Annotated in this window: 14 protein-coding genes and 2 pseudogenes; 7 read left to right on the top strand and 9 right to left on the bottom strand. The window is 74.6% G+C overall.

Annotated elements, in window-relative coordinates:
* Together A4V12_RS21215 and A4V12_RS21210 are read right to left on the bottom strand one after the other, a co-directional pair.
* A pseudogene (locus A4V12_RS21215) lies at window positions 1-246 on the bottom strand (SRPBCC family protein); the annotation flags it as partial.
* A 52-nt stretch (window positions 247-298) separates the two neighbouring features.
* Window positions 299-1,132 (bottom strand): DeoR/GlpR family DNA-binding transcription regulator, encoded by an 834-nt coding sequence (locus A4V12_RS21210; protein ID WP_064070904.1) that lies wholly within the window; start codon window positions 1,130-1,132, stop codon window positions 299-301.
* Between the two features lie 334 nt (window positions 1,133-1,466).
* Between A4V12_RS21210 and A4V12_RS21205 the strand changes: the two genes are divergently transcribed.
* On the top strand, window positions 1,467-3,935 hold the full coding sequence (locus tag A4V12_RS21205; protein WP_079137202.1) for a hypothetical protein: 2,469 nt from the start codon (window positions 1,467-1,469) through the stop codon (window positions 3,933-3,935).
* Here the strand turns inward: A4V12_RS21205 and A4V12_RS21200 are convergent.
* The 5 genes from A4V12_RS21200 to A4V12_RS21180 all read right to left on the bottom strand — a co-directional run bounded on the left by A4V12_RS21200 (window position 3,905) and on the right by A4V12_RS21180 (window position 10,419).
* Window positions 3,905-6,361 carry a right-handed parallel beta-helix repeat-containing protein gene (locus A4V12_RS21200; RefSeq protein WP_064070903.1) on the bottom strand — a complete coding sequence of 819 codons (2,457 nt, stop codon included), beginning with the start codon at window positions 6,359-6,361 and terminating at the stop codon, window positions 3,905-3,907. The two genes, A4V12_RS21205 and A4V12_RS21200, sit on opposite strands and share 31 nt — an antisense overlap.
* Before the next feature lie 250 nt (window positions 6,362-6,611).
* Entirely contained in the window at window positions 6,612-7,223 is a 612-nt protein-coding gene (locus A4V12_RS21195; RefSeq protein WP_064070902.1) for an Rv1733c family protein, read from the bottom strand.
* Window positions 7,224-7,291: 68 nt separating this feature from the next.
* The gene (locus A4V12_RS21190; RefSeq protein ID WP_064070901.1) at window positions 7,292-8,140 is read right to left on the bottom strand and encodes an MOSC domain-containing protein; all 849 of its coding nucleotides are present in this window, start codon (window positions 8,138-8,140) and stop codon (window positions 7,292-7,294) included.
* A 108-nt stretch (window positions 8,141-8,248) separates the two neighbouring features.
* Window positions 8,249-8,728 (bottom strand): DUF6643 family protein, encoded by a 480-nt coding sequence (locus A4V12_RS21185; RefSeq protein WP_064070900.1) that lies wholly within the window; start codon window positions 8,726-8,728, stop codon window positions 8,249-8,251.
* A gap of 392 nt (window positions 8,729-9,120) precedes the next feature.
* The gene (locus A4V12_RS21180; protein ID WP_064070899.1) at window positions 9,121-10,419 is read right to left on the bottom strand and encodes a glycosyltransferase; all 1,299 of its coding nucleotides are present in this window, start codon (window positions 10,417-10,419) and stop codon (window positions 9,121-9,123) included.
* 57 nt (window positions 10,420-10,476) lie between these two features.
* Between A4V12_RS21180 and A4V12_RS21175 the strand changes: the two genes are divergently transcribed.
* The 6 genes and pseudogenes from A4V12_RS21175 to A4V12_RS21150 all read left to right on the top strand — a co-directional run bounded on the left by A4V12_RS21175 (window position 10,477) and on the right by A4V12_RS21150 (window position 17,415).
* The gene (locus A4V12_RS21175) at window positions 10,477-11,262 is read left to right on the top strand and encodes a glutamate racemase (RefSeq protein WP_064070898.1); all 786 of its coding nucleotides are present in this window, start codon (window positions 10,477-10,479) and stop codon (window positions 11,260-11,262) included.
* 216 nt (window positions 11,263-11,478) lie between these two features.
* A pseudogene (locus A4V12_RS21170) lies at window positions 11,479-12,012 on the top strand (hypothetical protein); the annotation flags it as partial.
* 496 nt (window positions 12,013-12,508) lie between these two features.
* A complete protein-coding gene (gene lnt / locus A4V12_RS21165) occupies window positions 12,509-14,116 on the top strand; it encodes an apolipoprotein N-acyltransferase (protein WP_064070897.1) in 1,608 nt (535 codons plus the stop codon).
* A 10-nt stretch (window positions 14,117-14,126) separates the two neighbouring features.
* Window positions 14,127-14,603, top strand: a complete 477-nt coding sequence (locus A4V12_RS21160) for an NUDIX hydrolase (RefSeq protein ID WP_064070896.1) — start codon at window positions 14,127-14,129, stop codon at window positions 14,601-14,603.
* Between the two features lie 60 nt (window positions 14,604-14,663).
* Window positions 14,664-15,449, top strand: coding sequence for a 3-hydroxybutyrate dehydrogenase (locus tag A4V12_RS21155; protein WP_064070895.1), 786 nt, complete (start codon window positions 14,664-14,666; stop codon window positions 15,447-15,449).
* Between the two features lie 61 nt (window positions 15,450-15,510).
* A complete protein-coding gene (locus A4V12_RS21150) occupies window positions 15,511-17,415 on the top strand; it encodes a helix-turn-helix domain-containing protein (RefSeq protein ID WP_064070991.1) in 1,905 nt (634 codons plus the stop codon).
* A 52-nt stretch (window positions 17,416-17,467) separates the two neighbouring features.
* Here the strand turns inward: A4V12_RS21150 and A4V12_RS21145 are convergent, their stop codons facing one another.
* Both A4V12_RS21145 and A4V12_RS38980 read right to left on the bottom strand, forming a co-directional pair.
* Window positions 17,468-18,823 (bottom strand): MFS transporter, encoded by a 1,356-nt coding sequence (locus A4V12_RS21145; protein ID WP_064070894.1) that lies wholly within the window; start codon window positions 18,821-18,823, stop codon window positions 17,468-17,470.
* A gap of 688 nt (window positions 18,824-19,511) precedes the next feature.
* Window positions 19,512-19,946 carry a hypothetical protein gene (locus A4V12_RS38980; RefSeq protein ID WP_064070893.1) on the bottom strand — a complete coding sequence of 145 codons (435 nt, stop codon included), beginning with the start codon at window positions 19,944-19,946 and terminating at the stop codon, window positions 19,512-19,514.

Genomic DNA, 19,946 nt, shown 5'->3' with positions numbered 1-19,946 from the left:
CGCGCTCCCGGCCCCGCCGGCCGGCTCCGGCGGCTCGCACCGGACGACCTCCATCGGGTCGTCGAACCCGACCGGCCCGATCCCCGTGCGCATCGTGAACCGGCTCCCGGTCCGCACCGGACCCCCGGTCATCGCCGTGGCGCGGGTCAGCGGCACCAGCGCCGCGTGGGCCGGCCAGTCGGTGAGCCGCCGCCAGGCGTCGGCGGCGGACAGCGGGGCACCACGGACGATCCGGAACTGAGCCATGGCCCCGATCGTAGACGCGCCCGCCGCGCCCGGAGCCCTGCCACGGCGACCGTCAGGCCGCGTCCTCCTCGCCCGCCACGACCAGTCCCGGCAGGTGCTCCGCCATCTCGGCACGGACCTCGTCCGACACTCCGCGGTCCGTCACGAGGGCCTCGATCTCGTCCAGCCGGCCGAAGGAACTCAGACCCACCGTGCCCCACTTCGTGTGGTCCGCCACGACCACCACGCGGCGCGCCGAGCGGATGAAGCGCCGGTTGGTCTCCGCCTCCGCGAGGTTCGGCGTGGACAGGCCCGCCTCCACCGAGATCCCGTGCACGCCCAGGAACAGCACGTCGAAGTGGAGCGAGCGGATCGCCTGGTCCGCCACCGGTCCCACCAGCGAGTCCGACGGCGTCCGCACGCCGCCCGTCAGCACCACGGTCGCCGCACCCGGGCGGGCGGCGCCGCCCGGGCCCCCCGCTCGCTGCGCCGTGTGGAAGACGTCGGCGACCCGCACCGAGTTGGTCACCACCGTCAGGTCCGGCACGTCCAAGAGGTGCTGGGCCAGCGCGTACGTCGTCGTGCCGCCCGACAGGGCGATGGCGCTGCCCGGCGCCGTCATCGCCGCCGCCGCCCGTGCGATGTCCTCCTTGGCGCCCTGCTCCAGCGACGACTTGGCCTCGAACCCCGGTTCGTGCGTGCTCGCCTCGACCAACGGCACCGCTCCGCCGTGCACCTTCTCGATGACGCCCTGCCGGGCCAGCGCGTCCAGGTCGCGGCGGACCGTCATGTCGGAGACGTTCAGCCGGCGGGTGAGCTCGTTGACCCGTGCCCCGCCGCGCCGCCTCACCTCGTCGAGGATCAAGGCGCGTCGCTGCTCCGCGAGGAGGTTCTGGTTGTCGCTCACCGCTGAGCCGGTCCTTCCCGTCGTCAACACCCCTGGCCAAGGGTCATCATCCTGCCATGGGCCCCGCTGCGACAGACCGGGGGAGATTCGGTGAGAACCCTGCCGCGGGCCGCCCCGCTGGACGATCCTTGTCCCGTGGGTCCCCGCGCAGCGCTCGCGCAGCCCGTTCCCGCTCGCCCCCCACCACGTCCCTCCCCGTCCGCACCAGCGTCCCTCCCACCCCGCACCACGTCCCTTCCCGCGCGCACCACGTCCGCCCCGTCCGTCCGCACCCGCGTCCGTCCCCGCCCCGCCGCGTACGTCCCCGCATCCGAACCCACCCTGGGAGGGTCCCGTGCCCCCTGCCACCCCGGAGCCCACGCGCCCCGGCGCCGCGCTGGAACTGCTGGTCCACGGCGTCGGCGGCACCACCCCGGAACTGATGCTCGACGATCCGCGGACCGTGCGGGTCACCGGTGACGAGACGGCCGCGATCCACCGGCGCACCGCGGACCTGCACGCCGAGGAGGAACCGGAGCGGTTCGCGGACGGGCAGCCGGTCCCCGAGGCGTACTGCTGGTGCAACCTCACCTCCGGCAACGGGTCCCGCGCCTTATGGCTGCTGCTCCTGCCGTTCATGGTGGTCAACCTCGCCCACTGGATGCGCCCGCCCGCCGAGCGGCACTCCGCCGCCGTCCGGCTGTACGGGGTCCTGGTGCGGCTCGTCGCCCTCAGCCTGACCGTGCTGCTCACGGCCGCCGCCTGCGAGGTGGCCCTCGACCTGACCGCCTGGCAGTGCGCCGGGTCCGCCCGCTGCGCGGAGGAGCGCTCCTGGCTCGGCTTCCTGTCCGCCGCCGAGGGCGGCTGGTGGTCGCAGCCCGGGCGCCGGCTGGCGCTCGCCGCCCTCGTCCCCGGCGCCCTGGTGGGGCTCCTGTGGTACCTGTCCCACCGCACCTGGAGCGCGTACGAGGCCCAGCGTCCGCCCCGGGGCGGGGCGGACGGCGACGGCACGCCCGACCGGCGGCTGCGGCCCGCGCTCGGCAGGCCCGGCTTCTGGTACGGCCGCCGCCTCGTCGCCCGGCTGCGCGCAGCGCACACCGCCGCCGGGTTCCTCACCGTGGCCGCGGCGGTCGGCGGCGCGGCGGCACGGCACGACCGGCAGGCGGCCGGCCCGGCCCGTGAGGCGCTCGGCTGGGCCCTGGAGGGCGCCCTGCTGCTCGGCGCCGTGGTGGTGACCTGGGTGGTGTGCCGCCGGGGCCGCAGCGAGAAGCGGCTCGACCACCGCATCGACCGCGCCGCCGTCAGCTGGCTCCCCGGCGCCTCCCTCGCCCTCCTCGGACTCGCCGTCCTCTACGCCGGCTGGTCCCGGCCCGGCTGGCGCTCCACGGGCACCCTCCCCGGCGACACCACGTTCAGCGTGATCACCCTGGTGCAAGGGGTGCTCGTCCTGTCCCTCGCCGGGGTGTCGCTGCGGCTGTACCGGCGCGCGCCCCACACCCGTACCGTCCTGCACGGACTCGGCGGCCCCGCCGTCGCGATGCTCGCCTGCGCGCTGGGCGGCGTCATGAGCGGTGGCGTCGCGCAGCGCGTCGCCGACTGGCTCGACGGCCCGGCCACGCCCGGCACGGGCCAGGACCCCATCGGACCGCCCGTCCTGCTCAGCTGGCAGGCCTCCGTCATCCCGGTCCTGCTGATCCTGCTGCTGCTCCCGGCCGGCGTCCTCGCCGTCCGGACCGCGCTCACGGCCCGCCGCCTCGCGCCCGTCGTCGAGGCCGAGTACGAGGGCGAGCGGCCCGACACCGTCCGTAGCCGGCGCATCGCGGGCGCACGCGCGCGTGCCGGCCTCACCGACCGGGCGCCCGTCATCGTCGGCACCGTCTCCGGCGCCACCCTCCTGCTGGGCGCCGGAGCCCTCGCCGGGGCGTGGGCGAGCGGAACCGTGCCCGGCAGGGCCTTCGCCGGCGGGCACCCGTTCGTGGAGAGCGCGGCCGAGGCGGCGCAGGCGCTCGGATCCTGGCTCATCGGCTTCGGGTTCATACTGTTCGTCACCTGGGGCCGCCGGGCCTACAAGGACGCCTCGGCCCGCCGGACCATCGGCATCCTCTGGGACGTCGGTACGTTCTGGCCGCGCGCCGCCCACCCCTTCGCCCCGCCCTGCTACGCCGAGCGGGCCGTGCCCGACCTCGCGTGGCGCATGTCGTCCTGGACGGGCCGCACGGGCGGGCGCCTCGTCATCTCGGGGCACTCGCAGGGCAGTGTGCTGGCCGCCGCCGCCGTCTGGCAGCTCCCGGCCGGAACCCGCCGCCGGGTCGCCCTGCTCACCTACGGCTCGCCCCTGGAGCGGCTGTACGGGCGCTGGTTCCCCGCCTACTTCGGCCCCGGTCCGCTGGGCGCCCTGCACCGGGAGCTGCATTGCTGGCGCAACCTGTGGCGCCGGACCGATCCGATAGGCGGCCCCGTGAACCTGCCGGCGGAGGGGGACAAGCCGGAGGTCGACCACCGGGCCCTGCGCGACCCGGTGGTGTACGGACGCACCCACCAGCACCCGCTGCCCGAACCGATCCTGGGACACGGCGACTACCAGGCCGACCCGGTGTTCGCCAAGGAGCGGGCCGTCCTGCTCGACCGGCTTCCCCCCGCCCTGCCGCTGCCCGCCCCGGGCGCCACCGCGGCTCCGCTGCCCGGCCAGCGCGGCGACGGAACTCCGCGCGGCGGTGGCCCCGGGACGGACGACGGGACCGGGACGGACGACGGGACCGGGGACGGCGCGGAGGCTCGGGGTGGCGACGGGGCTCAGGGCAGCTCGGGCAGGTCCTCCGGGTAGAGCAGGGTGAGGTCGTCGGTGCTCATCTCGCTGAGCCCGGCGACCCGGCCCGCGTGCCGCTCCACCATCGACTCGAACGTCCGGCGGGCCGTCCGGCCGTTGCCGAAAGCGGGCCCCTTGGGCAGCTCCGTGAAGTACTTCAGCAGCGCATCCGCCGTCCCCGCGGCGAGCCGGTACTCGTGCTCCTCGGCCTGCTGCTCGACGATCCGCAGCAGCTCGCCGGGCACGTAGTCGTTGAAGGTGATCGTCCGTGAGAACCGGCTGGCCACACCCGGGTTGACGGTGAGGAACCGCTCCATCTCGGCCGTGTACCCGGCGACGATCACCACGACCGCGTCCCGGTGGTCCTCCATCAGCTTGACCAGGGTGTCGATCGCCTCACGCCCGAAGTCCCGCCCCGAGTCCTCCGGGGACAGCGCGTACGCCTCGTCGATGAACAGCACCCCGCCGCGCGCCCGGTCGAACGCCTCCTGGGTGCGGATCGCGGTGGAGCCGATGTGCTCGCCGACCAGGTCCACGCGCGACACCTCGACCAGGTGGCCGCGTTCCAGTACGCCCAGTGACGCGAGGATCTCGCCGTAGAGGCGTGCGACGGTCGTCTTGCCGGTGCCGGGGGAGCCGGTGAAGACCAGGTGGCGGCGGACGGACGCGGCCTTGAGGCCGGCTTCCCGGCGCCGCCTGCCGACCTCGATCATGTTGGTGAGGGTGCGGACCTCGCGCTTGACGCTGTCCAGGCCCACCAGGGCGTCGAGTTCGCCCAGGACGTCCTCGGAGCTGCGTGACGACGGCGGGGCGGCCGGCTGTGCCGGCGCGACGGCCTGGGCGGGCACCTGGACCGCGGTCCCGGCCGGGGGCCCCACCGGGGCGCCGGCCCGGGGGTGCGGGGCCACCGCGCCGAGCAGTCCGCCGACCGACCGGGCGGCGGCGGGCGCCGCGGCCGCCGCGCCGGGGGCCGGGACGCCGCTCTCGTCGCCGGTGCAGTCCTCGACGACGGGCCCCTCCTCGCCGAACTCGTACCCGCCCCGCGCGCACCGCTCGGTCCGGCACCGCCGCAGCGTCGTGCGGCAGCCGTCCATGACGTGGAAGCCGTACCCGCCGCTGCCCGTCACCCGGCAGCCGTGGAACGTGCCGCGGCCCTCCGCCGACACGTAGAAGCCCGCCTCGGCGGGCGAGGTGACCGTGCACCGCTCGATGGCCGGATCGGCGCCCTTGGTGACGATCACACCGGTCTGCACCGCGTCGATGGTGCACTCGTTGAGGGTGCCACCGCTGCCGTGGTCACGGAACCACGCGCCGGTGGACGCCTCCCGGATCCGGCAGTCGTCGAGCTGGGCGGTGGCGCCGTCGCTGACCGACACGGCCGTGTTCCGCACCTGCGACAGGTCGCTGTCCACCACGTCGACACGCGACCCGCGGTCGAGGACGAACAGGGCGTCGGGCACGTCGTGGACGCGGCACGCGTCGAGCACGGCCGTGGCGCCGTCGCTGACCCAGACCGCCGGGTAGTCGCCCGTACTGTCGTGGATCTCGCACTGGTTGGCGTCCACGCGCGTGCCCGGGTCCCACACCGACAGTCCGTTGCGGCCGAACCGCCGTACCGTCGACCGGGTCAGCGTGAGCACGGATCTGGACCGCAGGTCGACCGCGTTCTCCGGGACGTCGTGGATGTCGCAGTCGGAGAGGGTCAGCACCGCGTCCGTGTCGAGGGTGATCCCGTCCGCCGTGGTGCGGTGCACGGACGAGTCGGTGAGGTGCGCGGCGGCCCTGGCGGCGATCCGGACGCCGCTGCCCTTGATCTCGTACACCTCGCAGCCGATCGCCTCCAGGCCGCTGCCCTCGCCCGTGACGGACAGCCCCGCGCCCGAGGCGTGGTGCACCCGGCACCGCTCCAGGCGCGGGTGCGCGCCACCGCTCACCGAGATGCCCGACTGGCCGGCCGAGACGACCTCGCACTCCTCGAACACGCCGCCCGCGCCGTCCAGGACGCCGATCCCGACGCCCGCCGGGTTGTCGACCGTGCAGCGCCGCACCGTGGGCCGTGCCGCGCCGCGCACCTCGATCCCGGCCGCCGACCGGGTCACGATGCGCAGATCGAGCAGTTCCGGGGTGCCGTCCTCGACCAGCAGCGCGGGCGCCGAGGTGTCCTGGCCCTCCACGTGCAGGTCCTGGACGGTCGCCGAGGCGCGCACGGTGAGCGGCACCCCGTCGGCGGGGGCGATCCGCACCGAGCCGACCGCGCCCTCCGAGCCCCGCAGGGTGACGGCCCGTTGGAGGACGAGGTTCTCCCGGTACGTGCCCGGGGAGATGGTCAGGACGTCACCGTCGCCGGCGGCCTCGAGGGCGGCGGCGAGGGAGGCGTACTCGCCCGTGCGGCGCCGCCACCGCGACGTGCCGGTGTGCGTCACCTGGACCGTGCCCTGTGCCATGGTGCTGCTCTGCCCCCACCTCGTGCGCCGCGCGTCTTTCCGGACGATCGCACCACCGTAGCGCGCGCGGGGGGAGGGGGTTGACCGGTCGGCGACCGTGCCGCCGCCGCCCGCACCGCTCCGGTCCCTCCCCGGCCGGCCGCCGGCTCGGCTCCGCTCCCGCCCCGGCAGGTCCGCGGATCCGGGCCTCCTCCCTGCCGGCGGCTCGGCCCCGGTGCCGCGCCGGCCGCCGTGTCACCCGCCGGACCGGTCAGCTGCCGGCCCCGGCCCTGCCCCAGTCCTGTCCGGCGCGGGCCCACGCGCGGTCCAGGCGCGCGTACCGCAGCTGCACCATCCGCCATACGACGATCCGCCTGACGCCCTCGACGAATCCGGCCGCCAGCAGTGCGGTGCCGATGCCGGCGAGCACGGCGTGGTCGCGCGCGTTCGCCTCCGTCAGGGGCGGGTCGACGGGCCGTCCCCGGTCGTCGGTCCAGACGCGGAAGGTGTCGCCCGGGGCGGTGTCGTGCCGTGCCGTGGTCAGCACGCCGGTACGGGGCGTGCCGTCGGGCCCCGTCCACCGGGCGGGCACCGGCCTGCGCAGCCGGTGCTCGGCGGTCGCCTCCGCGTCGCGCGCCGCCCTCGGCGCGGCGTCGTCGCCGTGGTCGAGGACCCGGGCGGTGACCGGGTGGTGGTGCTGCTGCTGCCACCGCGCGGTCTGCTGGAGCGAGGTGTGGGTGAGGGTGCCGGCGACGAGTCCGGTGACCGGAGCGGCGACGCAGATCAGGAGCAGGGCGACGAGCGCCACCCATGCCTCGGCGAGATCGGTGGTCCGGCGCAGGGGATTGTGCCGCCAGCGCCGGAGTCCGACGACCGCACGCACAGGCCCGCACCCCCTTTCGTGTCCGTCGGCGCGTGTGCCGTGCACCCGGGTTCCCGGAGAGGCAGGGCCTATGCGGGCGCCGGCGGACGGTCCTCGCCGAGTATCTCGACGGGGTCGCCGACCCGCAGGGTGCCGGTGCGTTCGGGGATCAGGTTCTGACCGAAGATCATTTTCTGGCCGATGAGGCGGTGCCGGGCCAGGGTGCGCAGGGGCTCCTTGCCTCGGCGCGCGGTCCGCTGGTCGTTGGTCGTCACGACGCAGCGGGCGCACGGCTTGACGACACGGAAGGTGACCTCGCCGATGGCGAGGCGGGTCCAGCGGTCCTCGTCCCAGGGGGCGGTGCCGCCGACGACGACGGTGGGCCGGAAGCGGTCCATGGGCAGGGGGCCCTCGTCGGGGTGGTCGCCGCGTGCGATGAGGGAGTTGAGGGCGTCCAGCGACGCCAGGGTCGTGACGAGCACCGGGTAGCCGTCGGCGAAGTTGACGGTCTCTCCGGGCCGCGCGTACTTCGGATCGACGGGCCTGCGGCGGGCCGGGTCGTCGAGGTGCACCAGCCGTACGCCGTCGCCGAGGTAGGCCGTGAACCAGTCGTCGGCGGCCGCTCCGGCCGGGACCGCCTCGACCTTCTTGGCGAAGATCTCCGCCGTGACGGTGGCCGACGGCTCCGGTACGGCGACGGTGAGCGGCTCCATGCCCGGCGCGGACAACCGCACCCCGCCGTCCCGCGCGGGTTCGGCGTGGGCCAACGCCAGCCGGGCGTGCTGGCGTTGGGTGACGACCGTGCCGGTGACGTCGATGAGCATCCAGCGGCGGTCCCCGGCGAGCCCCCAGGGCTCGACCGCCGCTTCGACGGGTGACGGTCCGCCGAGCGACTTGACCGGACGGACATGAAGCGAGTGCAGGGCAGGAGTCGGCATGGCCTCATCCTGCCAGCACGTATGACATCCCTCGGGCGCCGGACCGGAACCGGTCCGGGCCCGGCTCCCGGGCCCTTGCGGGCCGGGTCGGTACCCGGCTCGGCCGGGTCAGTACCCCCCGCCCTGATACGGGCGGTTGTACGGGTCGTCGTACGGGGACGGCGCGGGCGTCGGGACGGGCCGCGGCGCCGCCGGGCGCATCGCCTCGTACCCGGCCGGGACCGGCCGCGCCTGCTGCTGGGGCTGCGGCCCCGGGTAGCCGTAGCCGCCGCGGGGAGCGGTCGGCTGCTGCGGGATGTACGGCGCCGGCATGTGCTGCAGCGGGGCGGGCTGCGGCGCTGCCTGCTGGGGATAGCCGTACGAACCGCCGCCGTAGGACGGCATGGGCTGGGAGGGTGCCGCCGGGAGGGCGGGAAGAGCCGCGGGGAGCGCCGGCATGTAGGAGTGGCCGGTGTCGTAGGCGGCGGGCACTCGGATCGGTGCGATCTGAGGCGTGCCCCGTTCCGCGACGAGGGAGTCGTAGATCGGGGTGTCCGGGAACGACGGCGCGTTGTAGTAAGCGCCGCCGTAGGAACGGGGGGAGGTCATGGCACATAAGTTAAGCCCACGATGTGCTGGTTGGGGAGGCCGATAAGCAGGTTGTTTTACGCGGCGTGAGTGGCGGTGGATCGCCAATACGAGCGAACCCGGGAAAATCGGTCACCGTCCGTGTAAAGACCAGGCTGATGGGGGGTTACCGGCAGGTCGGTCGAGCGTGTCGAGAGGCGCCGAGAGGCGTCGCCAAGGTGGCCCATACATAAATCCGCGCATGATCGCGGCGACGGGTCTCCTCATGTCCATGCTTAAAATGGATCATTGTTCCGCCGTGCGCGCGGGGTCTTCACATCTCATCAACATCGAATTGAGCCGGCGTTACTCCGTGTGCCGGGAAAAACGCGCTGCGCCGCCGCCGCTTTTCCGGCGCCCCGGCCGACGGTCCGTCACCTCTCGGGCGCCACACGGGGACGCGGGTAGGTGCGGCCCTTCCAGGCGGCCCCGCGGCCCTGGTGGTGCCGCACGGCCGAATCCACCGTCATGCACAGGTACAAGGACGCCGTGAACGGCAGCACGAACGCCTGCCACAGCGACTGCCGGTAGTAGCGCAGCATCGGGACGTACGTCCCCGCCATCACCGCCCACGCCGCCGCCCCCAGCGCGCCCGCCGCCACGTCCCCCGCGAACAGCCCGGCGTACAGCGCGGCGGGCGGCGCCAGGTACACCACCCCCAGCGCCGCCACCGTCCCCACCAGAAGCAGCGGGTTGTGCCACAACTGGGCGTACGCGCTGCGCGACACCATCCGCCACAGGTCCGCCAGCCGCGGATACGGGCGGATGCTGTCCACCCGGTCGGCCAGCCCCAGCCAGATCCGCCCGCCCGCCCGCTGGACCGCCCGGGCCAGCGACACGTCGTCGATGACGGCCTGGCGGATCGCCTCCGGGACGCGCGCCCGGCCGGCCGCCTCCGTCCGCAGCAGCACGCACCCGCCCGCGGCGGCGGCCGTCCGGGCCCCCGCCCTGTTCACCCGGCGGAACGGGTAGAGCTGCGCGAAGAAGTAGACGAACGCGGGGACGACGACCTGCTCCCAGCCCGTCACCACCCGCAGGCGCGCCATCTGCGACACCAGGTCGAGGCCGTTGGCGGTGGCCGCGGCCACCAGCTCCCGCAGGCTGTCCGGCTCGTGGGCGATGTCCGCGTCGGTCAGCAGCAGGTAGTCCGGGCCTCCGGCCCCCGCCCCGCCCTTCGACCCTTCCCCGCCTTCCCTGGCTTCTCCGTCCCTCTCCCCGTCTCCCTTCCTCCGCTTCTCCGCCTCGCTTCCGCCGTCCCCCCACGGACCCGCCCCGGCGCCACGCGTGCGTGCCAGCCCGATCCCGTGCCGCAGCGCCCACAGCTTCCCCGTCCACCCGGGCTCGGGCGCGCCGGGCGACACCACCGTCAGCGGCGGCCCCCCGTACCGCACCGCCAGGGCGCGCGCCACGTCCCCCGTACCGTCCTCGCTGCCGTCGTCGACCAGGATGATCTCCATCGGCCCCGGATAGTCCTGCGCGAGGAGCGACGGCAGGCTCAGCGGCAGCACCTCCGCCTCGTCCCGGGCCGGCACCACCACGGCGACCGACGGCCAGCGGGCCGGGGCCGACCGGCGCGGCAGGCGCTGATCCGTGCGCCAGAAGAAGCCCTGCCCCAGCAGCAGCCACAGCCACGAGAGGAGCGAAGCCAGGGCGATCCACGCAATGGTGCTCATTCGCCGCAGTCTGCCCCACAACGGCGGGAGCGCAAGGGTCTCGGCTAGGGTGACCGGGTGAAGATCGCGCTCATGGACTCCGGAATCGGCCTGTTGGCGGCGGCCGCCGCGGTGCGTCGGCTGCGGCCGGACGCGGCTCTCGTCCTCTCCTCGGACCCCGACGGCATGCCCTGGGGCCCCCGGACGACCGACGACCTCACCACGCGCGCCCTGGCCGTCGCCCGGGTGGCCGCCGCGCACCGTCCGGACGCGCTGATCGTCGCGTGCAACACCGCCTCCGTCCACACGCTCCCGGCCCTCCGCGCCGAGCTGGAACCGGCCGTCCCGGTCATCGGGACCGTCCCCGCGATCAAGCCGGCCGCGGCCGGCGGCGGGCCCGTCGCCATCTGGGCCACCCCCGCCACCACCGGCAGCCCCTACCAGCGCGGGCTGATCCGTGACTTCGCGGGCTCGGTCGACGTCACAGAGGTGCCCTGCCCCGGCCTCGCCGACGCCGTCCAGCACGCCGACGAGGACGCCGTCGACAGGGCCGTCGCCGCGGCCGCCGCGCTCACCCCCGCCGACGTGCGGGCCGTCGTGCTCGGCTGCACCCACTACGAACTGGTCGCCGAGCGCATCCTGGCGGCCGTACAGCGGCCCGGCCGTCCGCCCGTGCGGCTGTACGGCTCCGCCGACGCCGTCGCCGCCCAGGCGCTGCGCCGCACCGGCGTCCCCGCCGACCCGGCCGCGCCGCCCAGCACCGACCTGACGGTGATCCTCAGCGGTCGCGAGGCGGCGCTTCCCACCGCCGCCCTGACCTACGCCGAGGGACGCCTCCTCGCCGCGGCGGCGGCCACCCGCTGAACCCCGCGGGCGCCCCAGGCGCGCCCCGGGCGGCTGCCGCCCGTGTACGGAGCGGCCCGGCGCGGGCGCCTGAGCGCGGCGCCGAGACGGAGCACTGACGGGCGGCCTCCGCGTACCGGCCCCCGCGTACCGGCTTCCGCGTACCGGCTTCCGCGTTCCGGCTTTCGCGTTCCGGCCGACGGGCCGTGGTCGCGGAACGTGAGTACGCTGCTACTCATGGATCACCCCCGGGACGAGCCGCTGCCCCCGGACCCGGTGCCGGACGTCTGGACCGGGCGGGCCACCAACCGCGTCCAGTGGGCGCTCGCCGCCACCGGGGCGGCGTGTGTGGCCCTCGGGATCGAACTGGCCGTCGACCTGTCGTGGACCTCGGGAACCGCCGCCCTGCTGATGGCGGTGATCGGCTGCGTCGCGGCGGGGCTGCTGGTGCTCTTCGGGACGCTGGCCTTCGTCCACGTCGAGATCACCGTGGACCGGCACGCCCTGGAGGTCCGCTGCGGCCACATGGGCGTGCCGCGCCGCCGGATCCCGCTCGACACCGTGGTGGGCGCGGAATTCGCCCCCTGGGTCACCCCGCGCCAATGGGGCGGCTGGGGCTACCGCTGGCTGCCGGAGAAGGGTACGGCGGTCGTCGTGCGCCGGGGCGAGGGCGTGGTCCTCACCCTGGGCGACGGGCGCAGCTTCACGGTCACCGTGGACGACGCGGAGACCGCCGTCCGGGTCATCCGCCACCGCATGCGGCTGCGCGCCCGCCGGGACGCCGGCGCCCCCGGAGGGTGGCCCGCCCCCGACGGTGTGGCCCCCGGCCCGCCCGGACCCGAGGACCCCGGCGCGAACGACGCCCCGGTCCCGGGCCCCCCACCGGGCACCGGCCCCCGCGCCTGACCCGGGCGGGCCCCTGTGGCGGGCCCCCTGCACCGAGCGCCCTCGTCGGCGCCCACAGCCCCCGTCGGCTCCCGACCTCTCCCGCCCCCGACACCCCCGCTCTCGGCACACCCGGCCCCCGACACCCCCGCCCCCGGCACCCCCCGGCCCTCGACAGCCCCCGCTCCCGGCGATCCGCCTCCGCCCCTCCGCCCCTCCGCCCCTCCGACGATTCCGTTTTCGACCGCCCTCGTCTCCGCCCGCCGCCCTCACCGGGCCCGGGGACCCGCGCCGGGCAGCCGGGCGTGCCGGCACCCGCGGGCTCCGGGTGCCGGCCGCCCGCGCTGGGGTACGCACAGGTGGTCGCCGTAGACTCCGCCACGTGAGCACCACCATGACCACCGCCGACGTCCCCAGCCCCGCCCCCGCCCCCGCCTCCGCACGGCGGCGGGCCCGGCTGCCGGGGTGGGTGGCACGGCCGGGGGCCGCGGTGCTCTCCGGGGCCCTGCTGTTCCTGAGCTTCCCGCCCCGCCCCCTGTGGTGGCTCGCCGTGCCGGCCCTCGCCCTCCTCGGATGGGCCCTGCGGGGCCGGCGCCTCCGGGCGGGTTTCGGGCTCGGCTACCTGGCGGGGCTCGGGTTCCTGCTGCCGCTGCTGGTGTGGACCGGCGAGGAGGTCGGGGCGGGGCCGTGGCTGGCGCTCGTCGCCGCCGAGTCACTGTTCGTCGCGGGAGCCTGCCTGCTCGTCGCGGCCGTGTCGCGGCTGCCCGCGTGGCCGGTGTTCGCCGCCGCCGCGTGGATCGTGGGCGAGGCGGTGCGCGCGCGGGTGCCCTTCGGCGGGTTCCCCTGGGGCAAGATCGCCTTCGGGCAGGCGGACGGTGTGTTCCTGCCCCTCGCGGCCGTGGGCGGCACGCCCCTGCTCGGGTTCGCGGTCGCCCTGTGCGGCTTCGGGCTGTACGAGGCGGTACGCGTCCTCCGCGCCCACCGGGCGACGGGCGTCCTGCCGCGCGGCCCCCTCGCCGCCGCGGCCCTCTCCGTCCTCGTGCCCGTGGCCGCCGCGTCGGCCGCCCAGCCCCTGGTCTCCGACGCCGCGGAGGACGGCACCGCGACCGTCGCCGCCATCCAGGGCAACGTGCCCCGGCTGGGCCTGGACTTCAACGACCAGCGCCGTGCCGTGCTCGACAACCACGCGCGCCGTACCGAGCAGCTCGCCACGGACGTCGCGGCCGGCAGGACGCCGAAGCCGGACTTCGTGCTGTGGCCGGAGAACTCCTCCGACCTCGACCCCTACCGCAACGACGACGCCCGGCTCGTCATCGACGACGCGGTCAGGGCCATCGGCGTACCGACCGTCATCGGGGCCGTGATCACCCCCGAGACCGGCAACCTGCGCAACACCCTGATGCAGTGGGACCCGGAGGCCGGCCCCGTCGCCACCTACGACAAGCGGCACGTGCAGCCGTTCGGCGAGTACATCCCGATGCGGTCCGTCGTGCGGATCTTCAACAAGAACGTGGACCGGGTCAGCCGCGACTTCGGCCCCGGCTCCAAGGTCGGCGTGTTCGACCTCGCCGGCACGAAGGTGGGTCTCGCCACCTGCTACGAGGCCGCCTTCGACTGGGCGGTGCGCGACACCGTGACGCACGGCGCCCGGCTCATCTCCGTACCCAGCAACAACGCCACCTTCGGGCGCAGCGAGATGACCTATCAGCAGCTCGCCATGTCGCGGGTCCGGGCCGTCGAGCACAGCCGCGCCGTGGTCGTGCCGGTGACCAGCGGGGTCAGCGCCATCATCCGCCCGGACGGCACCGTCGTGCGGGAGTCGCGGATGTTCACCCCGGACGCCCTGGTGGCCGAGGTGCCGCTGCGGTCCTCCCTGACGCCCGCGACCCGCATGGGCACCCTGCCCGAGGCCGTGCTGGCCGCCCTCGCGGCCGCGGGCCTGGGCTGGACGGTGACCGCTGCCGTACGCCGCCGGAGGTCCACCCCGTAGGGTCGGGAGCATGGCGACTCCTGATTTCATCCGGGCCGTCCGCGCCACCGCCGGCCACCAGCTGCTGTTCCTGCCGGGGGTCACCGCCGTCGTCCTCGACGACGCGGAGCGGGTGCTGCTGGCCAGACGCGTCGACAACGGCAGGTGGTCGCTGATCGGCGGGATCCCGGAACCGGGAGAGCAGCCGGCCGTGACCGCCGTGCGGGAGGTGTACGAGGAGACCGCCGTGGAGTGCGTCGTCGAGCGCGTGGTCCTCGTGGAGACGCTGCCGGCGATCACCTACCCCAACGGTGACCGGTGCCAGTTCATGGACACCTGCTTCCGCTGCCGGGCCGTGGGCGGGGACGCGCGGGTCAACGACGACGAGTCGCTGGAAGTGGGTTGGTTCCCGCTCGACGCGCTGCCGCCGCTGCGGGCGGGGGAGCTGTTCAGGATCAAGCAGGCCCTCACCGACGGCCCCACATGGTTCTCCACCACGGCTGACTAGACCGAAGTGTGGGTGCGGACCACATCGGTGGTGCCGCACGAGCTTCATAGGGTGCCAGGCATGACCGCACCCCACACCGTCACCCCTCTCGACCTCGGCGGCCGCACCGCGCTCGTCACCGGCGCGGCCGGTGGCATCGGCCGCGCCTGCGCGCTGCGCCTCGCGGCCGCCGGAGCGAAGGTCAGGGCCGTCGACCGGGACGCCCCGGGCCTGGAGGCCCTGGTCGCGGCCGCGCCCGCCGCGGCCGGCGCGGTCGAACCCCACGTCCTGGACCTGACGGACCTCGACGCCGCGGAGGACCTGGCGGCGGGCACCGACGTCCTCGTCAACAACGCCGGGCTCCAACTCGTCCGGCCCATCGAGGACTTCCCCCCGGACGTCTTCCACACCGTTCTCACCGTGATGCTCGAAGCCCCCTTCCGGCTGATCAGGGGCGCGTTGCCGCACATGTACGCGCAGGGGTGGGGCCGTGTCGTCAACATCTCCTCCGTCCACGGCCTGCGCGCCTCCCCCTACAAGTCCGCCTATGTGGCCGCCAAACACGGCCTGGAGGGCCTCTCCAAGACCGCCGCCCTGGAAGGCGCCCCGCACGGCGTCACCTCCAACTGCGTCAACCCCGGCTACGTACGGACGCCGCTGGTGGAGGCACAGATCGCGGACCAGGCACAGGCCCACGGCATCGCTCCCGAGCGGGTCGTCACCGACGTCCTGCTGAAGGACTCGGCACTCAAGCGGCTCGTCGAGCCCGAGGAGGTCGCCGAGGCCGTCGCCTACCTCTGCGCGCCATCGGCCTCGTTCGTCACCGGCACCTCACTCGTCCTCGACGGCGGCTGGACCGCGCACTGAGCGTGCGGCGGTTTTCCACAGGGCTGGTGCGACCACCCGTACGGCAGGTATCCCTGTGACCATGTCCGAAGAACCGCTCCACGAGCCGGATCCCAGCGCCGACCCGGCCGCCTACCTGGGGCTTCTCGCGCGCGGGGCGCCCGCCGAGGCGTACGACCGGCCCGTGCTGCTCGCCCGCGCGAGCGGCGCCGGACCCGCCGCGCTCGCCGCGCTCGAACGGGCCAAGCAGCTCGCCCTGCGCGTCCGGGCCGAGCTGGAGGGGCGCCGGCGCCGCGAAGCCGAGCTGTCCGCGCTCTTCGAGACCGCCCACGACCTGGCCGGACTGCGCGACCTCGACGCGGTGCTGCGCGCCATCGTGCAGCGCGCACGCTCCCTGCTGGGCACCGAGGTCGCCTACCTGAGCCTCAACGACCCGGCCGCCGGCGACACCTACATGCGGGTGACCGAGGGCTCCGTCTCGGCCCGCTTCCAGCAGCTCCGGCTGGGGATGGGGGAGGGACTGGGCGGCCTGGTCGCCCAGACCGCCCGGCCCTATGTCACCGAGAGCTACTTCGACGACGAGCGGTTCCGGCACACCCGGGCGATCGACTCCGGGGTACGGGACGAGGGCCTGGTGGCCATCCTCGGCGTACCGCTCACCCTCGGCAGCCAGGTCATCGGCGTCCTCTACGCCGCCGACCGGCGCGCCCGCGTCTTCGAGCGCGAGCAGGTCGCGCTCCTCGGCTCGCTCGCCGCGCACGCCGCCGTCGCCATCGACACCGCCAACCTGCTGGCCGAGACCCGGTCGGCCCTCGCCGAGCTGGAGCGGGCCAACGGCATCATCCGCGCCCACAGCGGCGTCATCGAACGCGCCTCGGAGGTGCACGACCGGCTGACGGAGCTGGTGCTGCGCGGCGGCGGCGTCCACGACGTGGCCGCGGCCGTGTCCGAAGTCCTGGACGGGGCGGTGGAGTTCACCGAGGGACCGCTCCCCGCCGAGAGCGCCGACGGCCACGCGACACGGCGCGGCGACGCCTGGGTCGCGACCGTGTCGGCCGGCGGCGAGGCCCTGGGCGCCCTGGTGCTGCGCGGCCAGCCCGACCTCGACCCGGTCGACCAGCGGACCCTGGAGCGGGCCGCGATGGTCACCTCCCTGTTGCTCCTGGCGCGCCGCTCCGCCGGAGAGGCCGAACAGCGCGTACGGGGCGAGCTGCTGGACGACCTGCTCGACGCGCCCGAGCGCGACCGGCGGCTGCTCAAGGAGCGCGCCGCCCGCCTGCGCACCGACTTCGACGCCCCGCACGTGGTCCTGGCGGCCCGGCTCGACCGGCCGGAGGCGCCCGCCACCGACCGGGACGGCGCCGACCGGCAGCGCCTGTGGTCGGCCGCCTCCCACCTGGCGGCCACCCGCCACGGCCTCGCCTCCGCGCGCGACGGCGGCACCGTGCTGCTGCTGCCGCTCGGCCCGGGCGACACCGCGGCCGAACTGGCCCGGCAGACCGCCAAGCACCTCGGCGGCACCCTGCGCGAACCGGTCACCGTCGGCGCCTCCTCGCCGGTGGGCGCACCCGCGACACACCCCGGCGACATAGCCCCCGCGTACGCCGAGGCCCGCCGCTGCCTCGACGCGCTGCGCCTGCTCGGCCGCTCCGGCGAGGGCGCGGCCGCCCAGGACCTCGGCTTCCTGGGCCTGCTGCTCGCCGACACCCGGGACATCGCGGGCTTCGTGACCCGCACCATCGGCGACGTCGTGGCCTACGACCGCAGCCGCGGCACGGACCTGGTGCGCACGCTCGACGCGTACTTCGCCAGCGGGATGAGCCCGGTCCGCACGAAGGACGAACTGCACGTCCACGTCAACACGGTGGCCCAGCGTCTGGAACGCATCGGCCGGCTGCTCGGCCCGGACTGGCAGTCCCCGCCCCGAGCCCTGGAGATCCAGCTCGCGCTGCGGCTGCACTCCATGTCCGCGGCGGTGGCACGCTGAAGGGCCGGCCGCCCCGAGGGGCGTGCCGGCCCTCCGGCCGGGTCCACGGGGCTCAGCGCCCCGCCGTGACCCGCTCCTCCTCCACCTCGTCGGACAGGTCCCGGTTCCGGGTCTCCTTGGCGCAGGCGATGGCGACCACGGTGATCAGGGCCGCGGCGATGACGTACAGGGCGATCGGCGTCGAGGTGCCGTGGTCGGCCAGCAGCGCCGTCGCGATCAGCGGTGCCGGGGCCCCGGCCGCCACCGACGAGAACTGCGCGCCGATCGAGGCGCCGGAGTACCGCATCCTGGTAGAGAACATCTCGGAGAAGAACGCCGCCTGCGGCGCGTACATCGCCCCGTGCAGGACCAGGCCCACGGTCACCGCCAGCAGCAGACCGCCGAAGCTCCTGGTGTCGACGAGCGCGAAGAACGGGAACATCCAGGCGCCCACCCCGACCGCGCCGATCAGGTACACCGGCCGGCGCCCGATGCGGTCGGACAGGGCGCCCCACGCCGGGATCACCGCGAAGTGGACGGCGGAGGCGACGAGTACGGCGTTGAGCGCGGTCTGCTTGCTGAGCCCGGTCGACGTCGTCGCGTACACCAGGATGAACGCGGTGATGACGTAGTAGCTGATGTTCTCGGCCATGCGCGCGCCCATCGCGATCAGCACGTCGCGCCAGTGGTGCCGCACCACGGCGACCAGCGGCATCTTCTCCACCTGCGCCGTCTCGGTCCTGCGCGCCTCCGCGCGGGCCAGCGCGGCCTTGAAGACGGGCGACTCGTCGACGGAGAGCCGGATCCACAGGCCGACGATCACCAGCACACCCGACAGCAGGAACGGTATGCGCCAGCCCCACGAGGTGAACGCCGCGTCCGACAGCAGCGCGGTGAGCGCGGACAGCACCCCGGTCGCCAGCAACTGCCCGGCGGGCGCCCCGGTCTGGGGCCACGACGCCCAGAAGCCGCGCCTGCCCGCGTCACCGTGCTCCGACACCAGCAGCACCGCGCCGCCCCACTCGCCCCCCAGCGCGAACCCCTGCACCAGCCGCAGCACCGTCAGCAGCACCGGAGCGGCCGTCCCGATGGTGGCGTGCGTGGGCAGCAGCCCGATGGCGAAGGTCGCGCCGCCCATCAGCAGCAGGCTCAGCACCAGCAGCTTCTTCCGCCCCAGCCGGTCCCCGTAGTGCCCGAACACCAGGGCCCCGAGCGGCCGCGCGGCGAAGCCGACGGCGTAGGTCAGGAACGACAGCAGGGTGCCCACGAGCGGGTCGGAACCGGGGAAGAACAGCTTGTTGAAGACGAGCGCGGCGGCCGACCCGTACAGGAAGAAGTCGTACCACTCGATGGTGGTCCCGATGAGGCTGGCGGCGACGATGCGCTTGAGGCTGGACGGGGCTGGTGGAGCGGTCGCGGGGGAGGACATCGGCACCACTTCCTGGCGGCTGACGGGGACGTGTTCGTGTCGCCATACCGTAGGAATGCGCACGTCAGCGGCGTATGTGGCGGGACACCATAGTTCTTGGTGCGGGAGTGCGCGCATCCACCATGGAGGCGCTGCCGGGGTCTCGATGACGGTCACAACGAGGGCCGTGAAGAGCGCTGTCCGAGTTGTGTTGTTCGGGCGCGATATGGAGGGGCCGTGCTGGCTCCCGTGCTGGTTTGGTGCTGGCTAAAAGCCCACGTCATCACCCGTTCTCACCGCTCCCGTGCTGACTTGGTGCTGACTACGGAGCGTAGAACCATCGCATGTATGACGGATCGGGCACGGTCGGGAATGCGCGGGCGCCCGAGTGCGATGCCGGTTCGGGTCGAGTCGGTATGTGCCGAGGCTCGGGCAGTTCGCATGGCTGATGCTTGGCAACGGGCGCGGCGCGCTGTCCAGCTGAATGCTGACCTGTTGCTGACTTTGCTGACGGTCCATCAGAAACGCTGGCGGTGTGGCGCAGCGGTGGCGGCACGCCGGTCTCGGCACCGTAGCCTGCGTGACCATGGCCTGCCCGGCGTAGCGTGGTGGTACGTCTGTTCCGGCTGGTCGGCCAGCCTACTCGACGTTAGGCGTTGCCCCAGCTCTGGTCGAGCAGGATGGAGACCGGCGAGCCGAGGGCTCTGCTTCAGCGCGGTGACGTCATCTTCTGGACTGGCCGCGCTTTCTCGCATCGGTTAATTTGCGTGAGCGGCTGATGGCTCAGGGGTCCGCAGATCGAGCTGTGCGAGGGGCAGGCGGGCTCGGGTGGATCGACGGTGGCTGAGGAGGTCTCGAGCGGCCCGCACACGAGGGGGCGATCAGCGAAGTCATTGCGCTGGGACGACCAGCGCGGCAGATGGGGACCGAAGCGGCGCTCGGCGGCTGGCGACAGGTCGGTCAGCACGAACTCCCAGTCGCGGCGCAGCAGAGCAATCACCGGCGTTGCCCCCGGCTGTGCGGTGAACGGCACGTTCCAAGGGGGAGCGGGGTGCTCGATGATCGTCACACCGACCCAGTCGACGGCCGGGCTGTCGATGCGGACGCTGCGCCCCCTCCCGTTCGTCATCTGCACACTGTCCAT

Origin of the sequence: Streptomyces noursei (genome assembly GCF_001646665.1) — a bacterium.
Classification (GTDB): domain Bacteria; phylum Actinomycetota; class Actinomycetes; order Streptomycetales; family Streptomycetaceae; genus Streptomyces; species Streptomyces lavendulocolor.
Note: the sequence above shows the minus strand (reverse complement) of the source record. Positions and strands in the feature narration are given on the sequence as shown.

Bases quoted from the DNA above. Each gene is read 5' to 3' on its own strand.
- A4V12_RS21200 (WP_064070903.1), bottom strand. From the start codon at position 6,361: ATGGCACAGGGCACGGTCCAGGTGACGCACACCGGCACGTCGCGGTGG.
- A4V12_RS21190 (WP_064070901.1), bottom strand. From the start codon at position 8,140: ATGCCGACTCCTGCCCTGCACTCGCTTCATGTCCGTCCGGTCAAGTCG.
- A4V12_RS21185 (WP_064070900.1), bottom strand. From the start codon at position 8,728: ATGACCTCCCCCCGTTCCTACGGCGGCGCTTACTACAACGCGCCGTCG.
- A4V12_RS21180 (WP_064070899.1), bottom strand. From the start codon at position 10,419: ATGAGCACCATTGCGTGGATCGCCCTGGCTTCGCTCCTCTCGTGGCTG.
- A4V12_RS21160 (WP_064070896.1), top strand. From the start codon at position 14,127: ATGGCGACTCCTGATTTCATCCGGGCCGTCCGCGCCACCGCCGGCCAC.
- A4V12_RS21155 (WP_064070895.1), top strand. From the start codon at position 14,664: ATGACCGCACCCCACACCGTCACCCCTCTCGACCTCGGCGGCCGCACC.
- A4V12_RS21150 (WP_064070991.1), top strand. From the start codon at position 15,511: ATGTCCGAAGAACCGCTCCACGAGCCGGATCCCAGCGCCGACCCGGCC.
- A4V12_RS21145 (WP_064070894.1), bottom strand. From the start codon at position 18,823: ATGTCCTCCCCCGCGACCGCTCCACCAGCCCCGTCCAGCCTCAAGCGC.
- A4V12_RS38980 (WP_064070893.1), bottom strand. From the start codon at position 19,946: ATGGACAGTGTGCAGATGACGAACGGGAGGGGGCGCAGCGTCCGCATC.